This window comes from Mycoplana rhizolycopersici, assembly GCF_013378445.1.
Taxonomy (GTDB): domain Bacteria; phylum Pseudomonadota; class Alphaproteobacteria; order Rhizobiales; family Rhizobiaceae; genus Mycoplana; species Mycoplana rhizolycopersici.
In genome coordinates, this window is the sequence record NZ_JABXYK010000006.1 from 225284 (window position 1) to 245083 (window position 19800).

Here is a 19800-nt window from a genome sequence, read left to right on the forward strand (position 1 = left end):
CCGTTGAACACAAATGTGTAGCGGCAAACATCAAGTCTTTGGCGAGAAAAAGCGGCCCCGGGCGTTCCATCGCGCGGCAAAGCGTCCTAAGAGCGGGGAGACAGTCGCGTGCCAGAGGTACCTCATGAATCTCGATCCTCCGACCTTTTCCCGCTTCCGCCACGAAGGGCTCGAACTTGCCTTTTTCGACGAGGGCGATCCCTCCGGCGCACCGGTGCTGCTGATTCACGGGTTTGCCTCCAGCGCGAGCGTCAACTGGGTCTATCCCGGGTGGCTGAAGACGCTCGGGGATGCCGGATACCGGGTGATCGGCATCGACAATCGCGGCCATGGTGCCAGCGACAAGCCGCACGATCCGGCGCTCTATCATCCACCGTCGATGGCGGGTGATGCCGCCGCTCTGCTCGATCATCTCGGCATTTCCGAAGCCCATGTCATGGGATATTCCATGGGGGCCCGCATCACCGCCTTCATGGCTCTCGGACACCCGCACCGGGTGCGCTCGGTCGTCTTCGGCGGGCTGGGGATCGGCATGGTCGAGGGCGTCGGCGACTGGGATCCGATCGCGGGTGCGCTTCTCGCTGAATCCCTCGACGACGTTGACCATGAACGCGGTCGCATGTTCCGTTCGTTCGCGGAGCAGACGAAATCGGACCGCAATGCCCTTGCCGCCTGCATCATGACGTCGCGCGACCTGCTGACGCCGGCAGACATGGCCCGCATTGACGTACCTGCACTGGTGGCCGTCGGCACCAAGGACGACATCGCGGGCTCCGCGCAAGCGCTCGCCCATCTGATGCCGGATGCCCGGGCGCTGGACATCCCCGGACGGGATCACATGCTGGCGGTGGGCGACAGGGTCTTCAAGAAGGCGGTGCTGGAGTTCTATGCCGGGATCGACGGGCGCTAGGGGATGCTGCACGCGGCGGGGCATTCCGCTTGGAACCCGTTTGCTCTATAACTGGAACCGGAAGCGAAAAGGAGTAGGGCGATGGTCGCCAGCAATGAGAAGCGAGCCGACGAAAAGCTCAAGGTGATGGACCCGATCTGGGATAGCCTTCAGCAGGAAGCGCGCATCGCAGCTCAGGAGGATCCGCTGCTTGCGGCATTCCTCTACTCGACCGTGATCAACCAGCCTTCGCTGGAGGCGAGCGTCATTCACCGCATCTGCGAGCGTCTCGACCATCCGGACCTGCAGGCGAACCTTTTGCGCCAGACCTACGAGGAAATGCAGGTGGCATGGCCGGAGTGGGGCTCGATTCTGCGCGTCGACATTCAGGCGGTCTACGACCGCGATCCCGCGTGCACGCGCTTCATCGAGCCGGTTCTCTATTTCAAGGGCTTCCACGCGATCCAGACCCACCGGCTGGCGCATTGGCTCTACAGCAACGGTCGGCGTGACTTTGCGCTCTATCTGCAGAGCCGCTCTTCGAGCGTCTTCCAGACGGACATCAATCCGGCGGCGCGCATCGGCAAGGGGATCTTCCTCGACCATGCAACCGGTCTGGTCGTCGGCGAGACGGCGGTGATCGGCGACAATGTCTCGATCCTGCATAACGTCACTCTCGGCGGAACCGGCAAGGAAGGCGGCGACCGCCATCCCAAGATCGACAACGGCGTACTGATCGGGGCGGGCGCGAAGATTCTCGGCAATATCCATATCGGCCATTGCTCGCGCATTGCGGCCGGTTCGGTGGTGCTGAAGGATATGCCGCCGAAATCGACCGTGGCGGGCGTCCCGGCCAAGGTGGTGGGCGAGGCCGGCTGTTCCGAGCCGTCGCGGGCCATGGACCAGATCCTGCACGGCGCAGGCTTCGACATCTGAACGCAAATCTGCTGGAAACTGGCCTCATTCAGGGTTTACAGCATCCCGCGCAGGTGCGAGAAGCGGCGCGAACGAACCGATACGGAGACGCAATCGTGAAGCCCGAAGAGATCAGGAAGCTTGAGGCCTACTTCAAGCGGAACTTCAACAAGGATATGGTCATCAAGGCGCGTCCGAAGAAGGACGAGTCTGCGGAAGTCTATCTCGCGGATGAGTTTTTGGGCGTCGTGTTCCGCGACGAGGAGGATGGCGAACTCTCCTACAACTTCTCGATGGCGATCCTCGACATCGACCTCTAAGAATCTCCTTCTCGAAGGTATTCTCATGAACCCGGCGCCCAGGCGCCGGGTTTTTGCGTTTTGTACGCTCCCGTCATCAAGTATTTGCAATCGCTCACTAATATTGCGATGCGTCAATTCGTTGACTTTATTGTGCATTGCATATAATTTTCGGTCATCTGAACGGAACGAAAGGAGCGTCCCATGTTCAACTTGGAAGAGGCCAACAAGAGGGGGAAAGAAGCCGTGGACACAGTCGTGAAGAGCTATTCCTCGTTGGCGAAGGGCATGCAGGCGATCGCCACGGAGGCGACCGACTACTCCAAGAAGTCCTTCGAGGAGGGCGTCGCACATTTCGAGAAACTGTCGAGCGCGAAGAGCTTCGAAGCAGCCTTCGAACTCCAGACGTCCTATCTGAAGAAGAGCTACGAATCCTATATCGCGGAAGCGACGAAGATCGGCGAGATGTATTCCGATCTCGCGAAGGATGCCTATAAGCCTTACGAGGCGCCGATTGCCAAGGCAACGGCAGCGGCAAAGTCAGCCGTCGCAGCCTGATAGCGCCTTTCCCATCCATGAGAAAGCCGGCGGCACAGGCGTGTCGCCGGCTTTGCTGTCTCTGCCTGTAGCGCCTTTGACGTCTGGCGTCGGCCGCGATCCGAACGACGGAGACCCGCTTTGGTCCGCGGCTGAAATTCGTGTTTCCGCTGCTTTCGGAAATGCCTCAGGCCAGAAGAAAATCGCCCTTGTCGAGATCGGCTTTCTCGAAGTTCTTCAGAAGAAGAATGTCGGTCGAGGCAAACTTGAGCTGAACGTCTTGATCAACCTGCGCGGCCTTTTTCAGCACCGCTGAAATGCTGTCGAAGCCGTAGCTGCGAAGATCGATCTGGTCGACGTCATCCTTGAAATCCTGGATGGTGTCCTTGCCGTATCCCTTCTTGAAGACGAAGGTGTCGCTGCCCGGACCGCCGGTCAGCGTGTCCTTGCCGCGGCCGCCATCGAGTATGTCGCCGCCGCCTGCGCCCTTCAGGACATCATTGCCGCCGCCGCCCGCCAGGCGGTTGGCAACACTGTTGCCGATCAGTTTGTCGGCATAGGCCGTGCCGGACAGGTTCTCGATCGAAGAGTACTTGTCTCCCCTGGCGTCGTTCGTGTTCGACGAGGGGGAGAGCAGGCTTGCGATAACGCCCTTCGATGCCGTCTCGTAAGAAGCGGTGTCGATACCCTTGCCGCCGACAAGCCTGTCCGCTCCGCTGCCGCCAATCAGGATGTCCTTGCCGGCACCGCCGTCCAGCATGTCGTTGCCCCTGCCGCCGATGAGCCGGTTGGAGCCGCTGTTGCCTGTCAGTTTGTCGGCATAGGCCGAACCGCTGAGGTTCTCGATCGACGAGTAGGTGTCGCCGGCGGCATCGTTCGTGTTGATGGATGGCTTGGCGAGGCTCGCGGCGACGCCGGCGCGCGCTGATCCGTAGGATGCGGTGTCATGGCCGGTTCCGCCGATCAGTTTGTCCGCGCCCGCGCCGCCGCTCAGGATGTCGTTACCGCTGCCGCCGTCGAGCGTGTCCCGACCTACGCCGCCATACAGAATGTCCTTGCCGCCGAGGCCGTACAGCTTGTCGTTGCCGCCGTTGCCATAGAGCGTGTTGTTTGCCTGGTTGCCGCTGATGGCGTCGTTGCCGGAACCGCCCTTGGCGTTCTCGATCAGCGAGCGCGTATTGCCTTCGAACAGCAGCGCGTTGAAGATGTTGCCGCGGGCATAGTTGCCATTGCCGAGATTGGTGAGTTGCTCGTCGCTGAAGGCGGAGTAGGAGCCGGGCGCGAGATCGATCTTCAACGCGGTCTGGTAGGCCGACAGATCGTAGGTATCGACGCCGCCCCCGTCCCAGATGGTGGCGAAGATGCGGTTGGCGCCGGGGCTGATGGCGACCTGGCCATCGACAAAGGTCTTGCCGCTCGACGGATCCCATTTGTAGGTGGTGCTGCCGGAATTGGTGCTGTAGTCGGCGCCGTACATGTACTGCAGCGCCTGGATATCGGCCATCATGAAGGTCTGCGGCCCGCCGTACTCTTCATAGAGATATCCGGCAGACCAGTCCGCGCCCACGTAGCTGCGATAGGTCATCACGGTATATTCGATGGAATCGTACTTGGAGGGCATGGTGGCGAAGCCCTCATCGGTGTGGGCGTGGTTGAGGCCCAAGGCGTGCCCAAGCTCATGGATCACCGTGTGCCAGGCGTAGTTGCCCGCAACCGGATTGCGCATGTCGAGGTCGGTTCCGGCATATTCGGTACCGAACCAAAGATCGCCCGCCTCTTCGTACTGGCCGGGAAAATAGGCCTTTGCGGTTTCGTTGTCATAGGTCGATTCCGCAAAGCGAAGATTGGCGGTTGTCGCACTCCCTTGGGAAAAACTCAGCTTGGTGAAGCCTTTAACCGAGAAGCCGTCATTCGCCTTTGCGCGGTAGGACTGCTCCATGGCGAAAAGCGCAGTCGAACGAAGCTTGGCCGAAACGGCGCCGAAGCCATAAAGCGGCTCAAACGACTCGGAATAATCGTACTGGATGCTGGAGGTCGGAAAGGCGTAGGTAACGCTACCGCTCCAGGCGGTGTCGCCAAGGACGGAATCAACAAAGTCGGAGCCGGTTGCCGATATCGACTTGGTATTCTTTCCAATTCCGGTCATTCAAAGTTCCTTGTTCGAATGCAGTGGCGAACGGATTGCCGCGATCAGCAAGCTCGGCCACGACTATAGGTCGATTCTCAATATTTCGTCACGTCCCGGCGGTGTCCGGTCAGTAACTCCGTGGTCTAATGTGGCTTGCCGTAGTCCTGTCGACGTCCGAGGCAAGGTACATCGCCATCGCGCAAGTTCTCCCGATATACTGCGATGCGGAGTGCGAAAGACAACGACGCAGCCATTCTGGAAACAAGCGGCCGATCGGCCGCTCTATCCGCCGGTAGCGTGAGATTATGCCCGTCTCAAGGCATCTTCAGATCGCATGTCTTCCCTGACCCTCCATTTCCAGTGCAAATGTTTGAAACATGCCTCCTGGCCGGCATGATGAGAACAGCAGCCTTTGGAAATCAGTTACCGGAGGGTGATTGGATTAACCGTGCCAAACGTCCTATGCAAAGGCGTGCACGAATGTTCCGTTCTCTGTTTCGTGCATCGGCAAATCACATGCGAAGCAAACCATATTTGAAACGATTATTGCCTGGCGTCGCGAACGTGGCGGCGTCCAGTCGATTCAACGGTTAGTGGGCGGCGGCCGAAGCAGGAGGATCTCGCACGGGTCCCCGGCTTCGGCCGGTTCCGCAAACGGTGGCCGCACGATCAGGCAGTCGGCTGACGCGAAGATCTTCATCATCGACGAGTCCTGTTTCTCGAACGGCGTGGCGACCATCGCACCGTCGTCCCGCAGAGATAGTTTCGCGCGCAGGTGATCCTGACGATGATCGTTGCCGGACAGTGGCGATCCCGCCACGGCGAACGCGCGGCGCTCGGCCCCGGGCAGCCGTGCCAGTTGCCGGACGAGCGGATCGAGAAAGAGCAGCGAGCAGACCATAGCGGAGACAGGGTTTCCGGGAAGGCCGACGATCTGCATCCCGCCCAGCCGGCCGACCATCAGCGGCTTTCCCGGCCGCATGGCGATGCGCCAGAAATCGAGCTCCATCCCCGCGGAACGAAGCACCGGCTGGACCAGGTCGAGATCCCCCACCGATGCCCCGCCGAGCGTGACCAGTACGTCGGCGCCACAGGCCTTGGCCCAGTCGACGGCATCGAGGATGGCGTTGCTCTCGTCGCCGGCGATACCAAGGTCGATCACTTCGGCTCCCGCCTCGCGGGCGATCGCGGCAACCCCATAGCCATTCGAGGCGACGATCTGGCTGGCGTTCAGCGCCGAACCGGGCGGCACGAGTTCGTCACCTGTCGCAAGCAGCGCCACTTTCGGCCGGGCGTAGACGTGAAGCACGGGATGGTTCATGGCGGCGGCGACCGTCAGCCTGCCGGCGTCCAGCAGCTCGCCTTGTCTCAGCACGCATTCGCCTTCGAGGAAGTCCTGTCCGCGGGGGCGGATGTGGCGGCCTTTCGGCGGGACGAAGGTGGTGCGGATGCGCTCGCCCTCCAGCGCCTCGGCGTCCTCCTGCAACAGCACCGTATCGGCGCCGGCGGGGACCGGGGCCCCCGTGAAGATTCGCACCGCGTCGCCCTTTCCGACGGTGCCGGAGAAGGCGTGGCCGGCCGCGGCGCGGCCGATGACGTTCAGCGTGGAGCCGAGTTCGGCGATGTCCTCATGGCGCAGCGCATAGCCGTCCATTGCGGAGTTGTCGAAGGGCGGCTGGGTCAGTCGGGCGGTCACGTCGCTCGAGAGCACCCGTCCGCAGGCTTCGTGCAGCGGGACGCTTTCGCTCTTGTCCGGTGGACTCGCCGAATGCAGCAGACGTTCAAGCGCATCCTCGACCGGCAAAAGCGACATGTCTAACCGTGCTCCCCTCGCTGATAATCGCCGGAACGGCCGCCGGACTTGGCGACGAGCCGAATTCCGCCGATCTCCATCTCCTTGTCGGCAGCCTTTGCCATATCGTAGATCGTCAGGCAGGCGACGCTGACGGCGGTCAGCGCTTCCATTTCGACGCCGGTGCGACCAGTGAGCTTTGCGGTGGCCTCGACCCGCAGGCCGGGCAGGGCGTCGTCTTCGGTAATTTCGACGGCAACCTTGGTCAGCATCAGCGGGTGGCAAAGCGGAATGAGATTGGCCGTCTGCTTCGCCGCCATGATGCCGGCCAGTCGGGCGGTGCCGATGACGTCGCCCTTCTTGGCATCGCCGTCGCGGATCAGTTCCAGCGTTTCCGGCCGCATCCGCACCATGCCTTCGGCAACCGCGATCCGAACGGTCTCGGCCTTGTCGCCGACATCGACCATGTTGGCCTCGCCCGAGGCACCAATATGCGTCAGGGCGCCGCCGCCGGCCGTCATCACTCTGCCGCCATCATCGGGTCGCTTCCGTTGAGAAGCGTGCGGGTGGCGGCGGCGACGTCGTCCTTGCGCATCAGGCTTTCGCCGACGAGGAAGGTCGAGATGCCCGACGCCTTGAGACGTTCGCAGTCGGCATGGGTGAAGATGCCGCTCTCGCCCACCAGAAGCCGGTCCTCCGGCACCATGCGGGACAGACGTTCGGAAACCGCAAGATCGACCTCGAACGTGCGCAGGTTGCGGTTGTTGATGCCGAGGAGCTTGGATTTCAGATTGAGTGCGCGCTCCATCTCTTCTTCGTCATGCACCTCGACGAGAACGTCCATGGCGAGCGAGAAGGCATGGTCCTGCAGCCGCTTGGCTTCCTCGTCGGAAAGCGAGGCCATGATCAGCAGGATGCAGTCCGCACCCCAGGCGCGGGCTTCCTGAACCTGATAGGTGTCGAACATGAAGTCCTTGCGCAGCGCCGGAAGACTGCAGGCCGCACGGGCTTGCGTCAGGAAATCCGGTGCGCCCTGGAAGCTCGGGCCATCCGTCAGGACCGAAAGGCAGGCAGCCCCGCCCGCCTCATAGGCCTTGGCAAGCGCCGGCGGATCGAAGTCCGGCCGGATCAGCCCCTTGGACGGGCTCGCCTTCTTGATCTCCGCGATCAGTCCGAATTCGCCTCTCGCCTTCTTCGTCAAAAGGTTGGCGAAGAAACCGCGCGGGGGCTCCTGGTCGCGGCAGATCGCGCGCAGTTCGTTGAGCGGAACGCGCGCCTTGGCGGCCTCGATTTCCTGGCGCTTGTAGGCCTCGATCTTCTTGAGAATATCGGTCATCGGCAGAGCCTACCCCTGAACTTCGGCGTTGGAAACCGCGACGAGCGTCTCGAGCGCTCTGCGCGCGCTGCCGCTTTCCAGCGACTGGCGGGCAAGCGCCATGCCTTCGGCGATCGAGCCGGCCTTGCCGGCGACCAGCAGGGCCGCCGCGGCATTGGCAAGCGAAATGTCGCGGTAGGGCGTCTCGGCGCCGCCGAGCACCGAAAGGAGCGCTTCGGCGTTATGCGCACCGTCGCCGCCACGCAAATCGTCCAGCGCCACCTGCGGCAGGCCGAAATCGGCAGGCGTCAGCTCGAAGGTGCGAATGCGGCCGTCCTCGAGCGCGGCAACCTGCGTGGTGCCCGTGGTGGTGATCTCGTCGAGACCGGAACCGTGGACAACCCAGATCCGTTCGGAGCCGAGGTCGCGCAGGACTTCGGCCACCGGCACCAGCCATTGCGCCGAGTAGACGCCAAGGAGCTGCCGCCTGACGCTGCCGGGGTTCGAAAGCGGGCCGAGCAGGTTGAAGATCGTCCGCGTGCCGAGTTCCACGCGAGAGGGGCCGACATGCTTCATGGCCGGGTGATGGAGTTGGGCGAACATGAAGCCGAGGCCGGCCTCGGCCACGCAGCGCGCGATCGCCTCGGGCCCGATGTCGAGCTTGACGCCGAGGCAGGAGAGGGCGTCGGCCGTGCCGGATTTGGAGCTGAGCGCTCGGTTTCCGTGCTTTGCGACCGGTACGCCGGCGCCGGCAACGATGATCGAGGCCAGCGTCGAGATGTTGTAGGTGCCAGCGCCGTCACCGCCCGTGCCGACGATATCGATCGCGTCGTCGGGAACACTGACCGGAAGCATCCGTGCGCGCATCGAGCCGACGGCGCCGTAGATCTCGTCGACGGTCTCGCCACGGACCCGCAGCGCCATAAGGAAGCCGCCGATCTGGGAGGGCGTCGCCGAACCGGACATGATGATCTCGAAGGCGGCGCGCGCCTCCTCGCGATCGAGCGGCGCTCCGGTGGCGACCTTGGCGATGAAGGGTTTCAGGTCAGACATGTGGCACGGATCCCGGCTTCGTCATTGCATGCTGCGCTCGGCGGCCGACCGGTTGATCGACACGCCATATGCGCCCTGGAGGCTCGTGACCATCTGGTCGAGGATGTCGTCGCCGCTGGCGCGGGCGATCGCCTCGATCTGCTGGTCGGAGTTGGCGAGCGCGTCGCCGGAGGCTTCGCTGTTGACGTCGGTGACCTGAAGGACGATCTGACCTTCGCCGCCGATTCCCGGCGCATTCGCCACATGCCCAACCGGGCCGCTGAAAACCGCGGTAACGGCGGCCGGGCTCAGCGTGATGTCTTCAACGCCGCGGGTCAGGCCGGCCTTGGTCTCGACCGCCATGCCCATGTCGGCTGCGATATCGGCCATCTTCTCGCCCTTGCGGATGCGTTCGGCAATTTCAGCCGCCTTCTTCGCCAGCGCCTCGCGCTGCTGTTCGGCCGCCCAGTCTGCCGCGACAGTCTCGCGGACCTCGTCGAGCGTGCGGTCGCGCGCGGGCATGATGTCGTTGACCTCGTACCAGATATAGCCCTCGCGGCCGTAGTTGACCGGCGGGCTTTCCAGGCCGACATCCGTCTTGAAGACCTCGGCAAGCAGGCCGGTTTCCTCGGGAAGGGCGATGTCCTCGCCGTCCTGGCCGCGGCCGGTCGAGTCGACCGCATCGATGGTCACCGGCTTCAAATGTGCCTCCGTGGCAGCGTCGGCGATCGCAGCACCATTGGCCTGCGCCTCCTCGAAGCGGTCGTGAACGGCCATCAGGTCCTGGCTGGCCTGGGAAAGCGCAAGTTCGTTGCGCAGTTCGTCCTTCACGTCGTCATAGGTCTTCGTGGTTTCCGGTTGAATGTTCGACACGCGCAGGATGACCGGGCCGAATACGCCCTCGACGACCGGCGACGTGCCGCCGGCTGCAGGAATTGCAAAGGCCGCTTCGGCAAGCGTCTGATCGGGCATCGAGGCCTTGGTGAAATCGCCAAGCGTGACGTCGGATTCCATCTTGCCCTGTTCGGCAACGAGCGCATCGAAGGTCGTTCCGGACGCGAGTTTGACTGCTGCAGCATCGGCCGCTGCGCGATCGGGGAACGTCAACTGCTGGACGGTGCGCGTCTCCGCCGTGCGGTACTTGTCCTTGTTCTTCTCGTAGTCTTCGCGCACTGCCGCGTCATCGATGGTCGTCGGATCGGCAATGTCCTTCGGAGCCAGCGCGACATAGGTGAACTTGCGGAATTCGGGCGCGCGGTACTTGTCCTTGTTCTTGTCGAACCATGCCGCCAGCACGTCGTCGGCCGGCGCCTTGATCGGATCGATGTTGGCGTTGGACATCAGCAGGTAGTCGACGGTACGCGCTTCATTGCGATACTGCTTGAGGGCGCTGGTCAGCGCTTCCGGCGCACGGTAGCCGTCCGAAATCGCCTCGACGATCTGGCTGCGGACGGCGACCTGGCTGCGGTTGTTGATGTAGTCGTCCTCGCGCAGCCCGGCATTACGCAGGATCGAGGAGAAGGCGACGCGGTCGAAGCGACCGTTCGGGCCGCGGAATGCGGGATCTTCCGCAATCAGCTGCGCCAGGCGATCCTTGCTCAGGCCGAGGCTCATGTCGCTTGAAAGCTGGTCGAGCGCGGCACCGGCGACGAGTTCGGCATAAACCTGGTTTTCGACGCCGAGCGCGCGGGCCTGGTCGGGCGTCAGGCGTGTTCCGAAGCGCTGGGACAGTGCGGAAACCTGTCTCTCATAGGCAAGGCGGAAATCCGTCGGAGAAACCTTGACGTCGCCAACCGTTACCACAGCATTGGATGTGCCGGTCACGAGCGAGCTCGAAATGCCCCATACGCCAAAAGAGGCGACCAGGATCAGCAACAGGGCTTTGGCCACCCAGGTCTGGGCGCCTTTTCTCAAAGATTCGAGCATACTTCGCATTCCTCGCTTGCTCGGCACGGGGCCGGACCGAAACCGTCTCATAACGGAAAGTTCGCAGGAATAGAAGGGCATGGATGACGCGGCGGCAGCGCAGCGGGAGGGAGCGGCAGGACGCGCGCGTCCGATGCGGTGAAAGGGTATGTGCCGACAGCAAAATCCCGCGCCGCAAACGCGCCAGCAACTGACGATTTCCTTTGCCGGCAAACGAATTTATTCTGAAATAATTGATGAATTGCACTATGTGCGCTTTGTGCGAAGTTCGCGTCAGCATGTGTGCGCCGGACAGATGCGGGCAATGATCGAATAGTTGAAAGAAGGCATCGGTATGGAGTCGGTGATCGTCATGATCAACCTGTTCGGGGCGGTGGCGTTGCTGCTGTTCGGTCTGGCGCAGGTCAAGGACGGGGCAACGCGCGCCCTGGGCGGGCGGCTGCGCAAGAGCCTGACACTGGGCACCGGCGGCCCCATGCGCGCCTTCGTGTCCGGTTTTCTGGCGACAATTGCGCTGCAGAGTTCGACTGCGACGGCGCTGATGACGGCCTCATTCGTCGAAAAGAACCTCATCCGCTCGCGGATGGCGCAGATCGTCCTTCTCGGCGCGAATGTCGGAACCGCCGTCACGGCCTGGATCGTCGCGACGGGGATCGAATGGGTTGCGCCGATGGTCATCCTCGTCGGCGTCATTCTCTATCGGGGCGCTTCGACCGTGCGGAAGGGGGCGGGCGCCGCAATGGTCGGTATCGGTCTCATGCTCCTGTCGCTGCAACTTCTGAGCCAGGCGACGGAGCCGATGCGGCAATCCCAGGCGCTTGCGGCCTTCCTGACCCTTCTCGACGGTGCGTGGCCGGTGGCACTGGTGTTTTCGACCGTTCTTGCCTTCATGTCGTCGTCGAGCCTTGCGGTGGTCGTGCTCATTCTCTCTCTGGCGTCGACCGGTATCGTTTCGCCGGGGCTGACGGTCGTCCTGGTGCTGGGCGCCAATCTCGGCGGTGCCATCCCGCCGGTCATCGCGACGCTGAAGGCGCCTGCGCCGGCGCGTCGGGTCACCATCGCAAACCTCTTCGTGCGTGCGGTTGGGTGCCTGATCGCACTTCCGTTCGCAGGTCTTGCCGCCGATGCACTGACGATGCTGCCACTGCCGCACTCGAAATTGCCCGTCGACGCGCACCTGGCCTTCAATCTGGCGGTGGCTGCGGTCTTCTGGCCGCTGTCGCCGCTGCTTGCCAGGCTGATGGAGAAGCTCGTGCCGGACGAACCGCCCGGCGAGACGGGTCCGCAGTATCTCGACGAAACGGCACTGGCTACGCCTGTCGTCGCCCTTTCCGGTGCGACGCGTGAAGTGCTGCGCGTCGGCGACCTGATCGAGACCATGCTCATCCAGACGATGAAGGCCTTCGAGGAAAACAATCTGACTGAACTCGACCGAATCGGCGCGCTGGAGAAGCAGGTCGACGAACTGCAGCAGGCGATCAAGATCTATCTGTCGCGGCTTGGCCACAAGGGGCTCAGCGAAGACAACTCCGCCCGGTCGATCGTGATCATCGACTACGCGATCAATCTCGAGCACATCGGCGACATCATCGAGAAGGGTCTTCAGGACCAGGTGCGGAAGAAGGTTCTGAACGGCTTGCGCTTTTCGACGGATGGCTATTCCGAACTCTCGGGCCTGTTCCAACTGACCATCGAAAACCTGCGGATCGCGCAGACCATCCTCGTTAGTCGCGACGCGTCGCTCGCCCGGCAACTGGTCGAGGTGAAGGTGTCGGTAAGGCATATGGAGAAGCAATCCGCCGAGCGGCATCTCGCGCGGCTGCGCGACGGACGGCTGGACAGCCTGCAGACAAGCTCGCTGCACCTGGACATGCTGCGCGATCTCAAGCGCATCACCGCCCATCTCGTTTCCGTCGCCTATCCGATTCTCGACGAAAGCGGACTGCTTGTCGAAAGCCGCCTGCGGGAAGCGGAATAGCTGCGGATTTCCTTTGTCTGGCGCGGGGTGCGTTTGATATGCAACGGCATCCGACAGCATGAAACGGGGATGACGATGCAAAAGGAAGAGACCAAACGCAGCTGCCTGGCGGTCATTCTGGCGGCCGGAGAAAGCACCCGGATGAAGTCGTCCCAGTCGAAGGTGCTGCATCCGATCGGCAACCGGCCGATGATCGCCCATGTCGTCGACGCGCTGGCGGCTGCGGGGATCAGCGAGATTGCGCTCGTTCTCGGCCGAGACGCCGAAAAGGTCGAGGCGGCGGCGCGCCATCCCGCCGTCAGGGCGGAGACGTATATCCAGAAGGAGCGGTTGGGAACGGCACATGCGGTGCTGGCGGCCCGCGAGGCGATCGCTAGAGGCTATGACGACGTTTTGGTCGTTTTCGGTGATACGCCGCTTTTGACGCAGGCGCCGCTGCAAGACGCGCGCGCCGGGCTTGCCGGCGGCAGCGATGTCGTCGTCGTCGGTTTCATGGCCGCCGATCCGTTCGGCTATGGGAGGCTCCTCGTCGAGAACGGAGAGCTGGTCGCGATCCGCGAGGAGAAAGATGCGACACCGGCGGAACGTGCCATTGCCTTTTGCAACGGCGGGCTGATGGCGATCGACGGGCGCAAGGCGCTCGGCCTGATCGAGCAGATCGGCAACGCCAACGCCAAGGGCGAGTATTATCTGACCGACATCGTGGAGGTCGTACGCGCCGCCGGTGGCCACGCCACGACGGTCGAGGCGCCGGAGGAGGAACTGACCGGCTGCAACACCCGCGCCGAACTCGCCTTCATCGAGCGCCTCTGGCAGCAGCGCCGCCGCACCGCTCTGATGCTGTCCGGTGTCTCCATGCTGGCGCCCGAAACCGTGTTTCTGTCTTATGACACCCGCATCGCGCAGGATGTGACGATCGAGCCGAACGTGGTGTTCGGTCCGGGCGTGAGCGTCGAAAGCGGTGCGGTCCTCCACGCCTTCTCGCATATCGAGGGCGCGCATGTCGGCGCCGGCGCGTCGGTCGGCCCGTTTGCCCGTCTGCGCCCGGGAGCCAACCTTGGGCCGGACTCGAAGGTCGGAAACTTCTGCGAGGTGAAGAAGGCCGAGATAGGGGCGGGCGCGAAGGTCAACCACCTCACCTATATCGGCGACGCCTTCATCGGCGCGGGCAGCAACATCGGCGCAGGCACCATCACCTGCAACTATGACGGCATCAACAAGCACGAGACGCGGATCGGCGAGAACGCCTTCATCGGCTCCAATTCGGCTCTGGTCGCCCCGGTGACGATCGGCGACGGCGCCTACGTCGCCTCCGGTAGCGTCATCACGCAGGACGTGCCCGCGAATGCGGTCGCCTTCGGCCGGGCGCGCCAGGAAAACAAGCCGGAGCGCGCCAGGCTCGTCCGCGAACGTAACGCCGCGCTCAAGGCAGCCCGGAAGAAGGCGGCCGAGTAGTCTTCGGCGTTAACGCCTGAAACCGAAAGTGAGCGCGGGGCGATTGCGCTCACTCCAAAAATCACTACCAGAATGCGGCACTTACACCGCATACCCCCGAAAGTCGGAATCGATTTTCGCTTCGGGTTGTGCGCCGAATACAATGGCCGCATTTTCCTGTCCCGCTCTCGGACGCGAAACCTGCGGCAGTCCAAGGACGGAGTGGTTTTCATGTGCGGTATTGTCGGCATCGTCGGGACGGAGCCTGTCGCCGGGCGGCTGGTGGAGGCGTTGAAGCGTCTGGAGTACCGCGGATATGATTCGGCCGGCGTGGCGACCATCCGCGACGGGCGGCTGGAGCGCCGCCGCGCGGAAGGCAAGCTCGTCAATCTGGAAGCCCGGCTCGCAGAGCAGCCGCTCGCAGGCACGATCGGCATCGCCCATACCCGCTGGGCCACACACGGTGCGCCGACCGAGGGCAACGCCCACCCGCATTTCACCGAAGGCGTCGCGGTGGTCCACAACGGCATCATCGAGAACTTCTCCGAGATCAAGGACGAGTTGATCGCCGGCGGCGCGACCTTCGCAACCCAGACGGACACGGAGGTTGTCGCCCAGTTGCTGGCGAAGCTTCGGCGCGAAGGCTACGGCCGGCGCGATGCCATGCTCGCCATGCTGCAGCGGGTGAGCGGCGCCTATGCGCTGGCGGTGATGTTCGAGGACGACCCGTTGACGATCATGGTCGCCCGCAACGGCCCGCCGCTGGCAATCGGCCACGGACAGGGCGAGATGTTCCTCGGCTCCGACGCGATCGCGCTTGCGCCCTTCACCTCCGAGATCACCTATCTGGTGGATGGCGACTGGGCGGTGGTCGGCCGCAATGGCGTGCACATCTTTGACCTGGAGGGCAACCCGGTCGAACGCCGACGGCAGGTCTCGAGCGCTGCGGCCTACATGATCGACAAGGGCAACCATCGGCATTTCATGGAGAAGGAGATCCATGAGCAGTCAGAAGTGGTGTCGCACACGCTCAGCCACTATATCGACTTCATCGAAAACAAGGTGAGAAAACCTGCGGAGGAAATTGATTTTTCTTCTGTTTCAAGCCTGGCAATCTCCGCTTGCGGTACCGCATACCTTGCCGGCCTTGTCGGCAAGTACTGGTTCGAGCGACTGGCGCGGCTGCCGGTGGAAATCGATGTCGCGTCCGAATTCCGCTACCGGGAGATGCCGCTCAGCCCGACGTCAGCGGCGCTGTTCATCTCGCAGTCCGGCGAGACGGCCGACACGCTCGCGTCCCTTCGCTACTGCAAAGATGCCGGGCTGAAGATCGGCGCCATCGTCAATGCGCCGGAATCGACCATTGCCCGCGAGGCCGATGTGGTGTTTCCGACGCTGGCCGGACCGGAGATCGGTGTCGCCTCCACCAAGGCGTTTACCTGCCAGCTCGCCGTGCTGGCTTCGCTGGCGATCCAGGCCGGCCATGCGCGCGGCACGCTGTCCGCGGAGGACGAGGGCGCGCTGGTGCGCAATCTCGCAGAAACGCCGCGGCTGATCGCCAATGTGCTCAATACCATCCAGCCGTCCATCGAGCTTCTGGCGCGTGAACTGTCGAAGTGCCGGGACGTGCTCTATCTCGGCCGCGGCACCAGCTATCCGCTGGCCCTGGAGGGCGCGCTGAAGTTGAAGGAAATCTCCTACATTCACGCGGAAGGCTATGCGGCGGGCGAACTGAAGCACGGACCGATCGCGCTGATCGACGAGAACATGCCCGTCATCGTGATCGCGCCGTTCGATCGCTTCTTCGAAAAGACCGTCTCGAACATGCAGGAAGTGGCGGCGCGCGGCGGCCGGATCATCTTCATCACCGACGAGCGCGGCGCGGCTGCGACCAAGCTCGAAACGATGGCGACGATCGTTCTGCCGGCGGTCGACGAGATCATCGCGCCGGTGCTCTACGCGCTGCCGATCCAGCTGATCGCCTATCATACCGCCGTTTTCATGGGGACCGACGTCGACCAGCCGCGCAACCTCGCGAAATCCGTGACGGTCGAATGATCATCCGCGACGAGACGCCGCCGGACGTCGAAGCCATCGGCGCCCTGACGGCGGAGGCCTTTGCCACCATGCCGTACAGCGTTGGGTCCGAGCCGGCCATCATCGCACGCCTGCGGGCCGTCGGTGCGCTGACATTCTCCCTCGTCGCCGAGGAAGACGGGGTGATCATCGGCCACATAGCGTTCTCCCCGGTCACGATTTCCCGAGAGGACGGCGCGTGGTTCGGTCTCGGACCGATCTCGGTGGCGCCGGCGCGACAGCGGGCCGGCGTCGGCAGCGCGCTGGTGCGGGCGGGGCTTGAGCGCCTCAGACAGATCGGCGCGAAGGGGTGCGTGCTGGCGGGCGATCCCGGCTACTACGGCCGTTTCGGTTTCGCCTGCGATCCGACCTTCACCTCGCCGGGTATCCCTCACGAGTATTTCATGAGATTGGCCCTTTCTCCGGTTTACGCAGGCGGGACGGTTACCTATCATCCGGCTTTCTTCGGCTGAGGTTCCCGGCGGCACACTGGCGATGACCGATATAGTTCCGCGACTTTCCGTGGCCACGCGGCTGCGCAACAATTTCCTGACCGGGCTCGTCATCTGCGCCCCGATCGCGATCACCATCTGGCTGACCTGGACATTCATCCACTGGGCTGACAGCTGGGTGAAGCCTTACATTCCGACCAGGTACAATCCGGAGAACTACTTCCAGTTCGCCATTCCCGGCTTCGGACTCTTGATCGCACTGGTGGTCATCACGCTCGTCGGCTTTCTCGGCAAGAACCTGATCGGGCGGTCGATCGTCAATTTCGGCGAGAGTATCCTCAACCGGACACCGCTGGTCAGCACGATCTACAAGAGCCTCAAGCAGATCTTCGAATCGGTCCTGAAGGAGAAGGGCACATCCTTCAACAAGGCCGGACTGATCGAGTATCCGAGCGCAGGCCTTTGGTCCGTCGTCTTCATCGCCACCGATGCCAAGGGCGAGATGAAGTCGAAGTTCGATGCCATGGGCCGCGACATGGTGGCCTGCTTCCTGCCGCCGACGCCGTTCCCGACAGCCGGCTACCTCGTCTTCGTGCCACGCGAGAAGATCGTGCTGCTCGACATGAGCGCGGAGGACGCGGCCAAGCTGATCATCTCGGTCGGCCTGGTCAATCCGCCGGACAAGCTTCTGAGCGCGCCGACACCGTTCGCGGCGAAGCTGAAAGAGAAGTTCCGCAAATAGAGCAAGTCCGGTGAAATCCGGCTCGCCGGAATTGCTCCGGATTCATGTTTTTCCCGCATTATCCGGCGCGCAGGAAGCGGATCGCCTCGTCGCGACGGAAAAGATAGAGCAGGGTGCGGATTGCCTGTCCGCGTTCGCCTTCGAGGTTGGGGTCCTTTTCCAGCACGTAAGCAGCCTCCTTGCGGGCGATCTCCAGAAGGTCGCCATGCGCCTCGATGCTGGCGACAAGAAAGCCGGGCGTGCCGGACTGGCGGGTGCCGAGCAGTTCGCCCTCGCCGCGCAGCTTCAGGTCCTCCTCGGCAATACGGAAGCCGTCCTCCGTTTCGCGCAGGATGCCGAGCCGCGCCCGGCCGTTTTCGCTGAGCGGTCCCTTGTAGAGCAGGATGCAGGAGGAGGCGCCTTGCCCGCGGCCGACCCGCCCGCGCAGCTGATGGAGCTGGGCGAGCCCGAAGCGTTCGGCATGCTCGATCACCATGATCGTCGCATCAGGCACATCTACTCCGACCTCGACGACCGTGGTGGCGACGAGCAGGCGCGTCTCGCCACTCTTGAACGCGAGCATGGCCTCGTCCTTCTGCGGCCCGCTCATGCGCCCGTGCACGAGGCCGACGGCGTCGCCGAACACGCTTTTCAGCGTCTCGTGCCGCTCCTCGACCGACATCAGGTCGGATTCCTCGGTCTCCTCGACCAGCGGGCAGATCCAGTAGGCCTTCTTGCCCTCGGAGATGGCCGTGCGCATCCGGTCGACGATCTCGCCGGTGCGCTCCTGCGGCATCACCACCGTCTGGATCGGCTGGCGGCCGGCGGGCTTCTCGGTCAGCTTGGAGACGTCCATGTCGCCGAAGGCGGCAAGCACGAGCGTGCGCGGGATCGGCGTCGCCGTCATCACCAACATATGCGGCGAGATGCCCTTGGCCGTCAGCCGCAGCCGTTGGTGGACGCCGAACCGGTGCTGTTCGTCCACGACGGCAAGCGCCAGGTCGCGGTAGACCACGGTGTCCTGGAACAGCGCGTGCGTGCCGACGACGATGTTCGTCTCGCCGCTTTCGATGCGCTCGAGGATCTGGTCGCGCTCGCGGCCCTTGGTGCGGCCGGTCAGAACGTCGATATGGATGCCGGCGGGTGCGGCCATCTTCGACAGAGTCGCGTGGTGCTGACGGGCCAGGATTTCGGTCGGCGCCATCAGCACCGCCTGCCCACCGGCCTCGACGGCCGCCAGCATCGCCATCAGCGCCACCGCCGTCTTGCCCGAGCCGACGTCGCCCTGCAAGAGCCGCAGCATGCGCTGGTCGGTCGCCATGTCGGCCTTGATCTCGGCGATCGCCGAAGACTGGCTGCCTGTCAAAGCGAAGGGCAGGGCGGAAAGCACCGGACCGGACAGCTTTCCCGTCGCCACCACCGGGCGTCCTGCGATGCGGCGCAACGTCTGGCGCACCAGCGCCAGCGAGATCTGGCCGGCCAGGAACTCGTCATGGGCGAGCCTGCGGCGGGCGGGCGCCTGCAGGTCGAGGTCGTGGCCGTCCTGCGGGTGATGGAGGGCAGAAATGGCCTCAGTTGCCGCGGGAAAGCCTTCGCGCGCGGCGAGGGCCGCGTCGATCCATTCGGGAAGTTGCGGCACACGCGCCACCGCGGCCTCGATCGCCTTGCGCAGGGTGCGCGGCGAAAGGCCGGCCGTCAGCCCGTAGACCGGTTCGACCAGCGGCATCGTGTCCGCCTCCGATGCCTTCACCATGAAATCGGGATGCACCATCGAGGCGCGGCCGTTGAACCAGTCGACCTTGCCGCTGACGATCACCTGCTCGTCCACCGGCAGGCTCTTTTCCAGCCAGTCGCCCTTGGCGCGGAAGAAGGTCAGCGCCAGCTCGCCGGTGTCGTCGTGCAGGAAGACGCGGTAGGGCACGTTCGACTTGCCCCGTGGTGGCGGCTGATGTCGGTCGACGCGGCCGGAGACGGTGACGATCGTGCCCTGCGGTGCATGCGCGATGCCGGGCTGGTTGCGACGGTCGATCAGGCTGTGGGGCAGATGGAAGACAAGATCGACGACGCGGCAGTCGTCGATGCTCTCCTGGCCGAGCAGCTTTGCAAAGAGTTCGCCCGTCTTCGGGCCAATGCCGGGAAGCGAGGCGAGGGAGGCGAACAGGGGATCGAGCAGGGCAGGACGCATGGCCGCAAGATGCGCCGGACGATTGCCGCTTGGCAAGGCTGACAATCGTCTTTCGAGCGTCTATAGAAACGCCGGCGAGGGTCGGCGGTACTACCGCCGGGCGTTCGTCCTGCGTTCCGGT

The 19800-nt window shown here is 63.6% G+C and carries 16 protein-coding genes; 9 read left to right on the forward strand and 7 right to left on the reverse strand.

Annotation, left to right across the window (positions count from 1 at the left end):
* Window positions 1–124 precede the first annotated feature (124 nt).
* From HV823_RS12165 to HV823_RS12180, 4 genes are all read left to right on the forward strand, one after another.
* The gene (locus HV823_RS12165) at window positions 125–910 is read left to right on the forward strand and encodes an alpha/beta fold hydrolase (protein ID WP_176949986.1); all 786 of its coding nucleotides are present in this window, start codon (window positions 125–127) and stop codon (window positions 908–910) included.
* 81 nt (window positions 911–991) lie between these two features.
* Window positions 992–1825: a serine O-acetyltransferase gene (gene cysE, locus HV823_RS12170; RefSeq protein ID WP_176949987.1), complete on the forward strand. Its 834-nt coding sequence runs from the start codon at window positions 992–994 to the stop codon at window positions 1823–1825.
* Window positions 1826–1920: 95 nt separating this feature from the next.
* Window positions 1921–2124: a DUF3126 family protein gene (locus HV823_RS12175; protein WP_097138383.1), complete on the forward strand. Its 204-nt coding sequence runs from the start codon at window positions 1921–1923 to the stop codon at window positions 2122–2124.
* A gap of 183 nt (window positions 2125–2307) precedes the next feature.
* Window positions 2308–2661 carry a phasin family protein gene (locus tag HV823_RS12180; RefSeq protein ID WP_176949988.1) on the forward strand — a complete coding sequence of 118 codons (354 nt, stop codon included), beginning with the start codon at window positions 2308–2310 and terminating at the stop codon, window positions 2659–2661.
* 166 nt (window positions 2662–2827) lie between these two features.
* On the opposite strand, the gene HV823_RS12185 is transcribed toward HV823_RS12180, so the two are convergent.
* The 6 genes from HV823_RS12185 to HV823_RS12210 all read right to left on the reverse strand — a co-directional run bounded on the left by HV823_RS12185 (window position 2828) and on the right by HV823_RS12210 (window position 10833).
* The gene (locus HV823_RS12185) at window positions 2828–4786 is read right to left on the reverse strand and encodes a M10 family metallopeptidase (RefSeq protein ID WP_176949989.1); all 1959 of its coding nucleotides are present in this window, start codon (window positions 4784–4786) and stop codon (window positions 2828–2830) included.
* Window positions 4787–5351: 565 nt separating this feature from the next.
* On the reverse strand, window positions 5352–6581 hold the full coding sequence (locus tag HV823_RS12190) for a molybdopterin molybdotransferase MoeA (protein WP_176949990.1): 1230 nt from the start codon (window positions 6579–6581) through the stop codon (window positions 5352–5354).
* A gap of 2 nt (window positions 6582–6583) precedes the next feature.
* Window positions 6584–7081 (reverse strand): cyclic pyranopterin monophosphate synthase MoaC, encoded by a 498-nt coding sequence (moaC, locus tag HV823_RS12195; RefSeq protein WP_176949991.1) that lies wholly within the window; start codon window positions 7079–7081, stop codon window positions 6584–6586.
* Window positions 7081–7896: an indole-3-glycerol phosphate synthase TrpC gene (gene trpC / locus HV823_RS12200; RefSeq protein ID WP_176949992.1), complete on the reverse strand. Its 816-nt coding sequence runs from the start codon at window positions 7894–7896 to the stop codon at window positions 7081–7083. The genes moaC and trpC overlap by 1 nt, the downstream gene beginning before the upstream one ends.
* Before the next feature lie 9 nt (window positions 7897–7905).
* Window positions 7906–8928, reverse strand: coding sequence for an anthranilate phosphoribosyltransferase (gene trpD / locus HV823_RS12205; protein ID WP_176949993.1), 1023 nt, complete (start codon window positions 8926–8928; stop codon window positions 7906–7908).
* A 21-nt stretch (window positions 8929–8949) separates the two neighbouring features.
* Window positions 8950–10833 (reverse strand): peptidylprolyl isomerase, encoded by a 1884-nt coding sequence (locus HV823_RS12210; RefSeq protein ID WP_176949994.1) that lies wholly within the window; start codon window positions 10831–10833, stop codon window positions 8950–8952.
* Between the two features lie 334 nt (window positions 10834–11167).
* On the opposite strand from HV823_RS12210, the gene HV823_RS12215 reads away from it, so the two are divergent.
* From HV823_RS12215 to HV823_RS12235, 5 genes are all read left to right on the forward strand, one after another.
* Window positions 11168–12811 (forward strand): Na/Pi cotransporter family protein, encoded by a 1644-nt coding sequence (locus HV823_RS12215; protein ID WP_176949995.1) that lies wholly within the window; start codon window positions 11168–11170, stop codon window positions 12809–12811.
* A gap of 75 nt (window positions 12812–12886) precedes the next feature.
* Entirely contained in the window at window positions 12887–14266 is a 1380-nt protein-coding gene (glmU, locus tag HV823_RS12220) for a bifunctional UDP-N-acetylglucosamine diphosphorylase/glucosamine-1-phosphate N-acetyltransferase GlmU (protein ID WP_176950087.1), read from the forward strand.
* Window positions 14267–14476: 210 nt separating this feature from the next.
* Complete coding sequence (gene glmS / locus HV823_RS12225) at window positions 14477–16303, forward strand: glutamine--fructose-6-phosphate transaminase (isomerizing) (protein ID WP_176949996.1); 1827 nt, start codon at window positions 14477–14479, stop codon at window positions 16301–16303.
* On the forward strand, window positions 16300–16794 hold the full coding sequence (locus tag HV823_RS12230; RefSeq protein WP_176949997.1) for a GNAT family N-acetyltransferase: 495 nt from the start codon (window positions 16300–16302) through the stop codon (window positions 16792–16794). Before glmS ends, HV823_RS12230 begins: the two co-directional genes overlap by 4 nt.
* Window positions 16795–16816: 22 nt before the next feature.
* Window positions 16817–17515, forward strand: a complete 699-nt coding sequence (locus HV823_RS12235) for a DUF502 domain-containing protein (RefSeq protein ID WP_176949998.1) — start codon at window positions 16817–16819, stop codon at window positions 17513–17515.
* A 58-nt stretch (window positions 17516–17573) separates the two neighbouring features.
* On the opposite strand, the gene recG is transcribed toward HV823_RS12235, so the two are convergent.
* Window positions 17574–19679 (reverse strand): ATP-dependent DNA helicase RecG, encoded by a 2106-nt coding sequence (recG, locus tag HV823_RS12240; protein ID WP_176949999.1) that lies wholly within the window; start codon window positions 19677–19679, stop codon window positions 17574–17576.
* Window positions 19680–19800 lie beyond the last annotated feature (121 nt).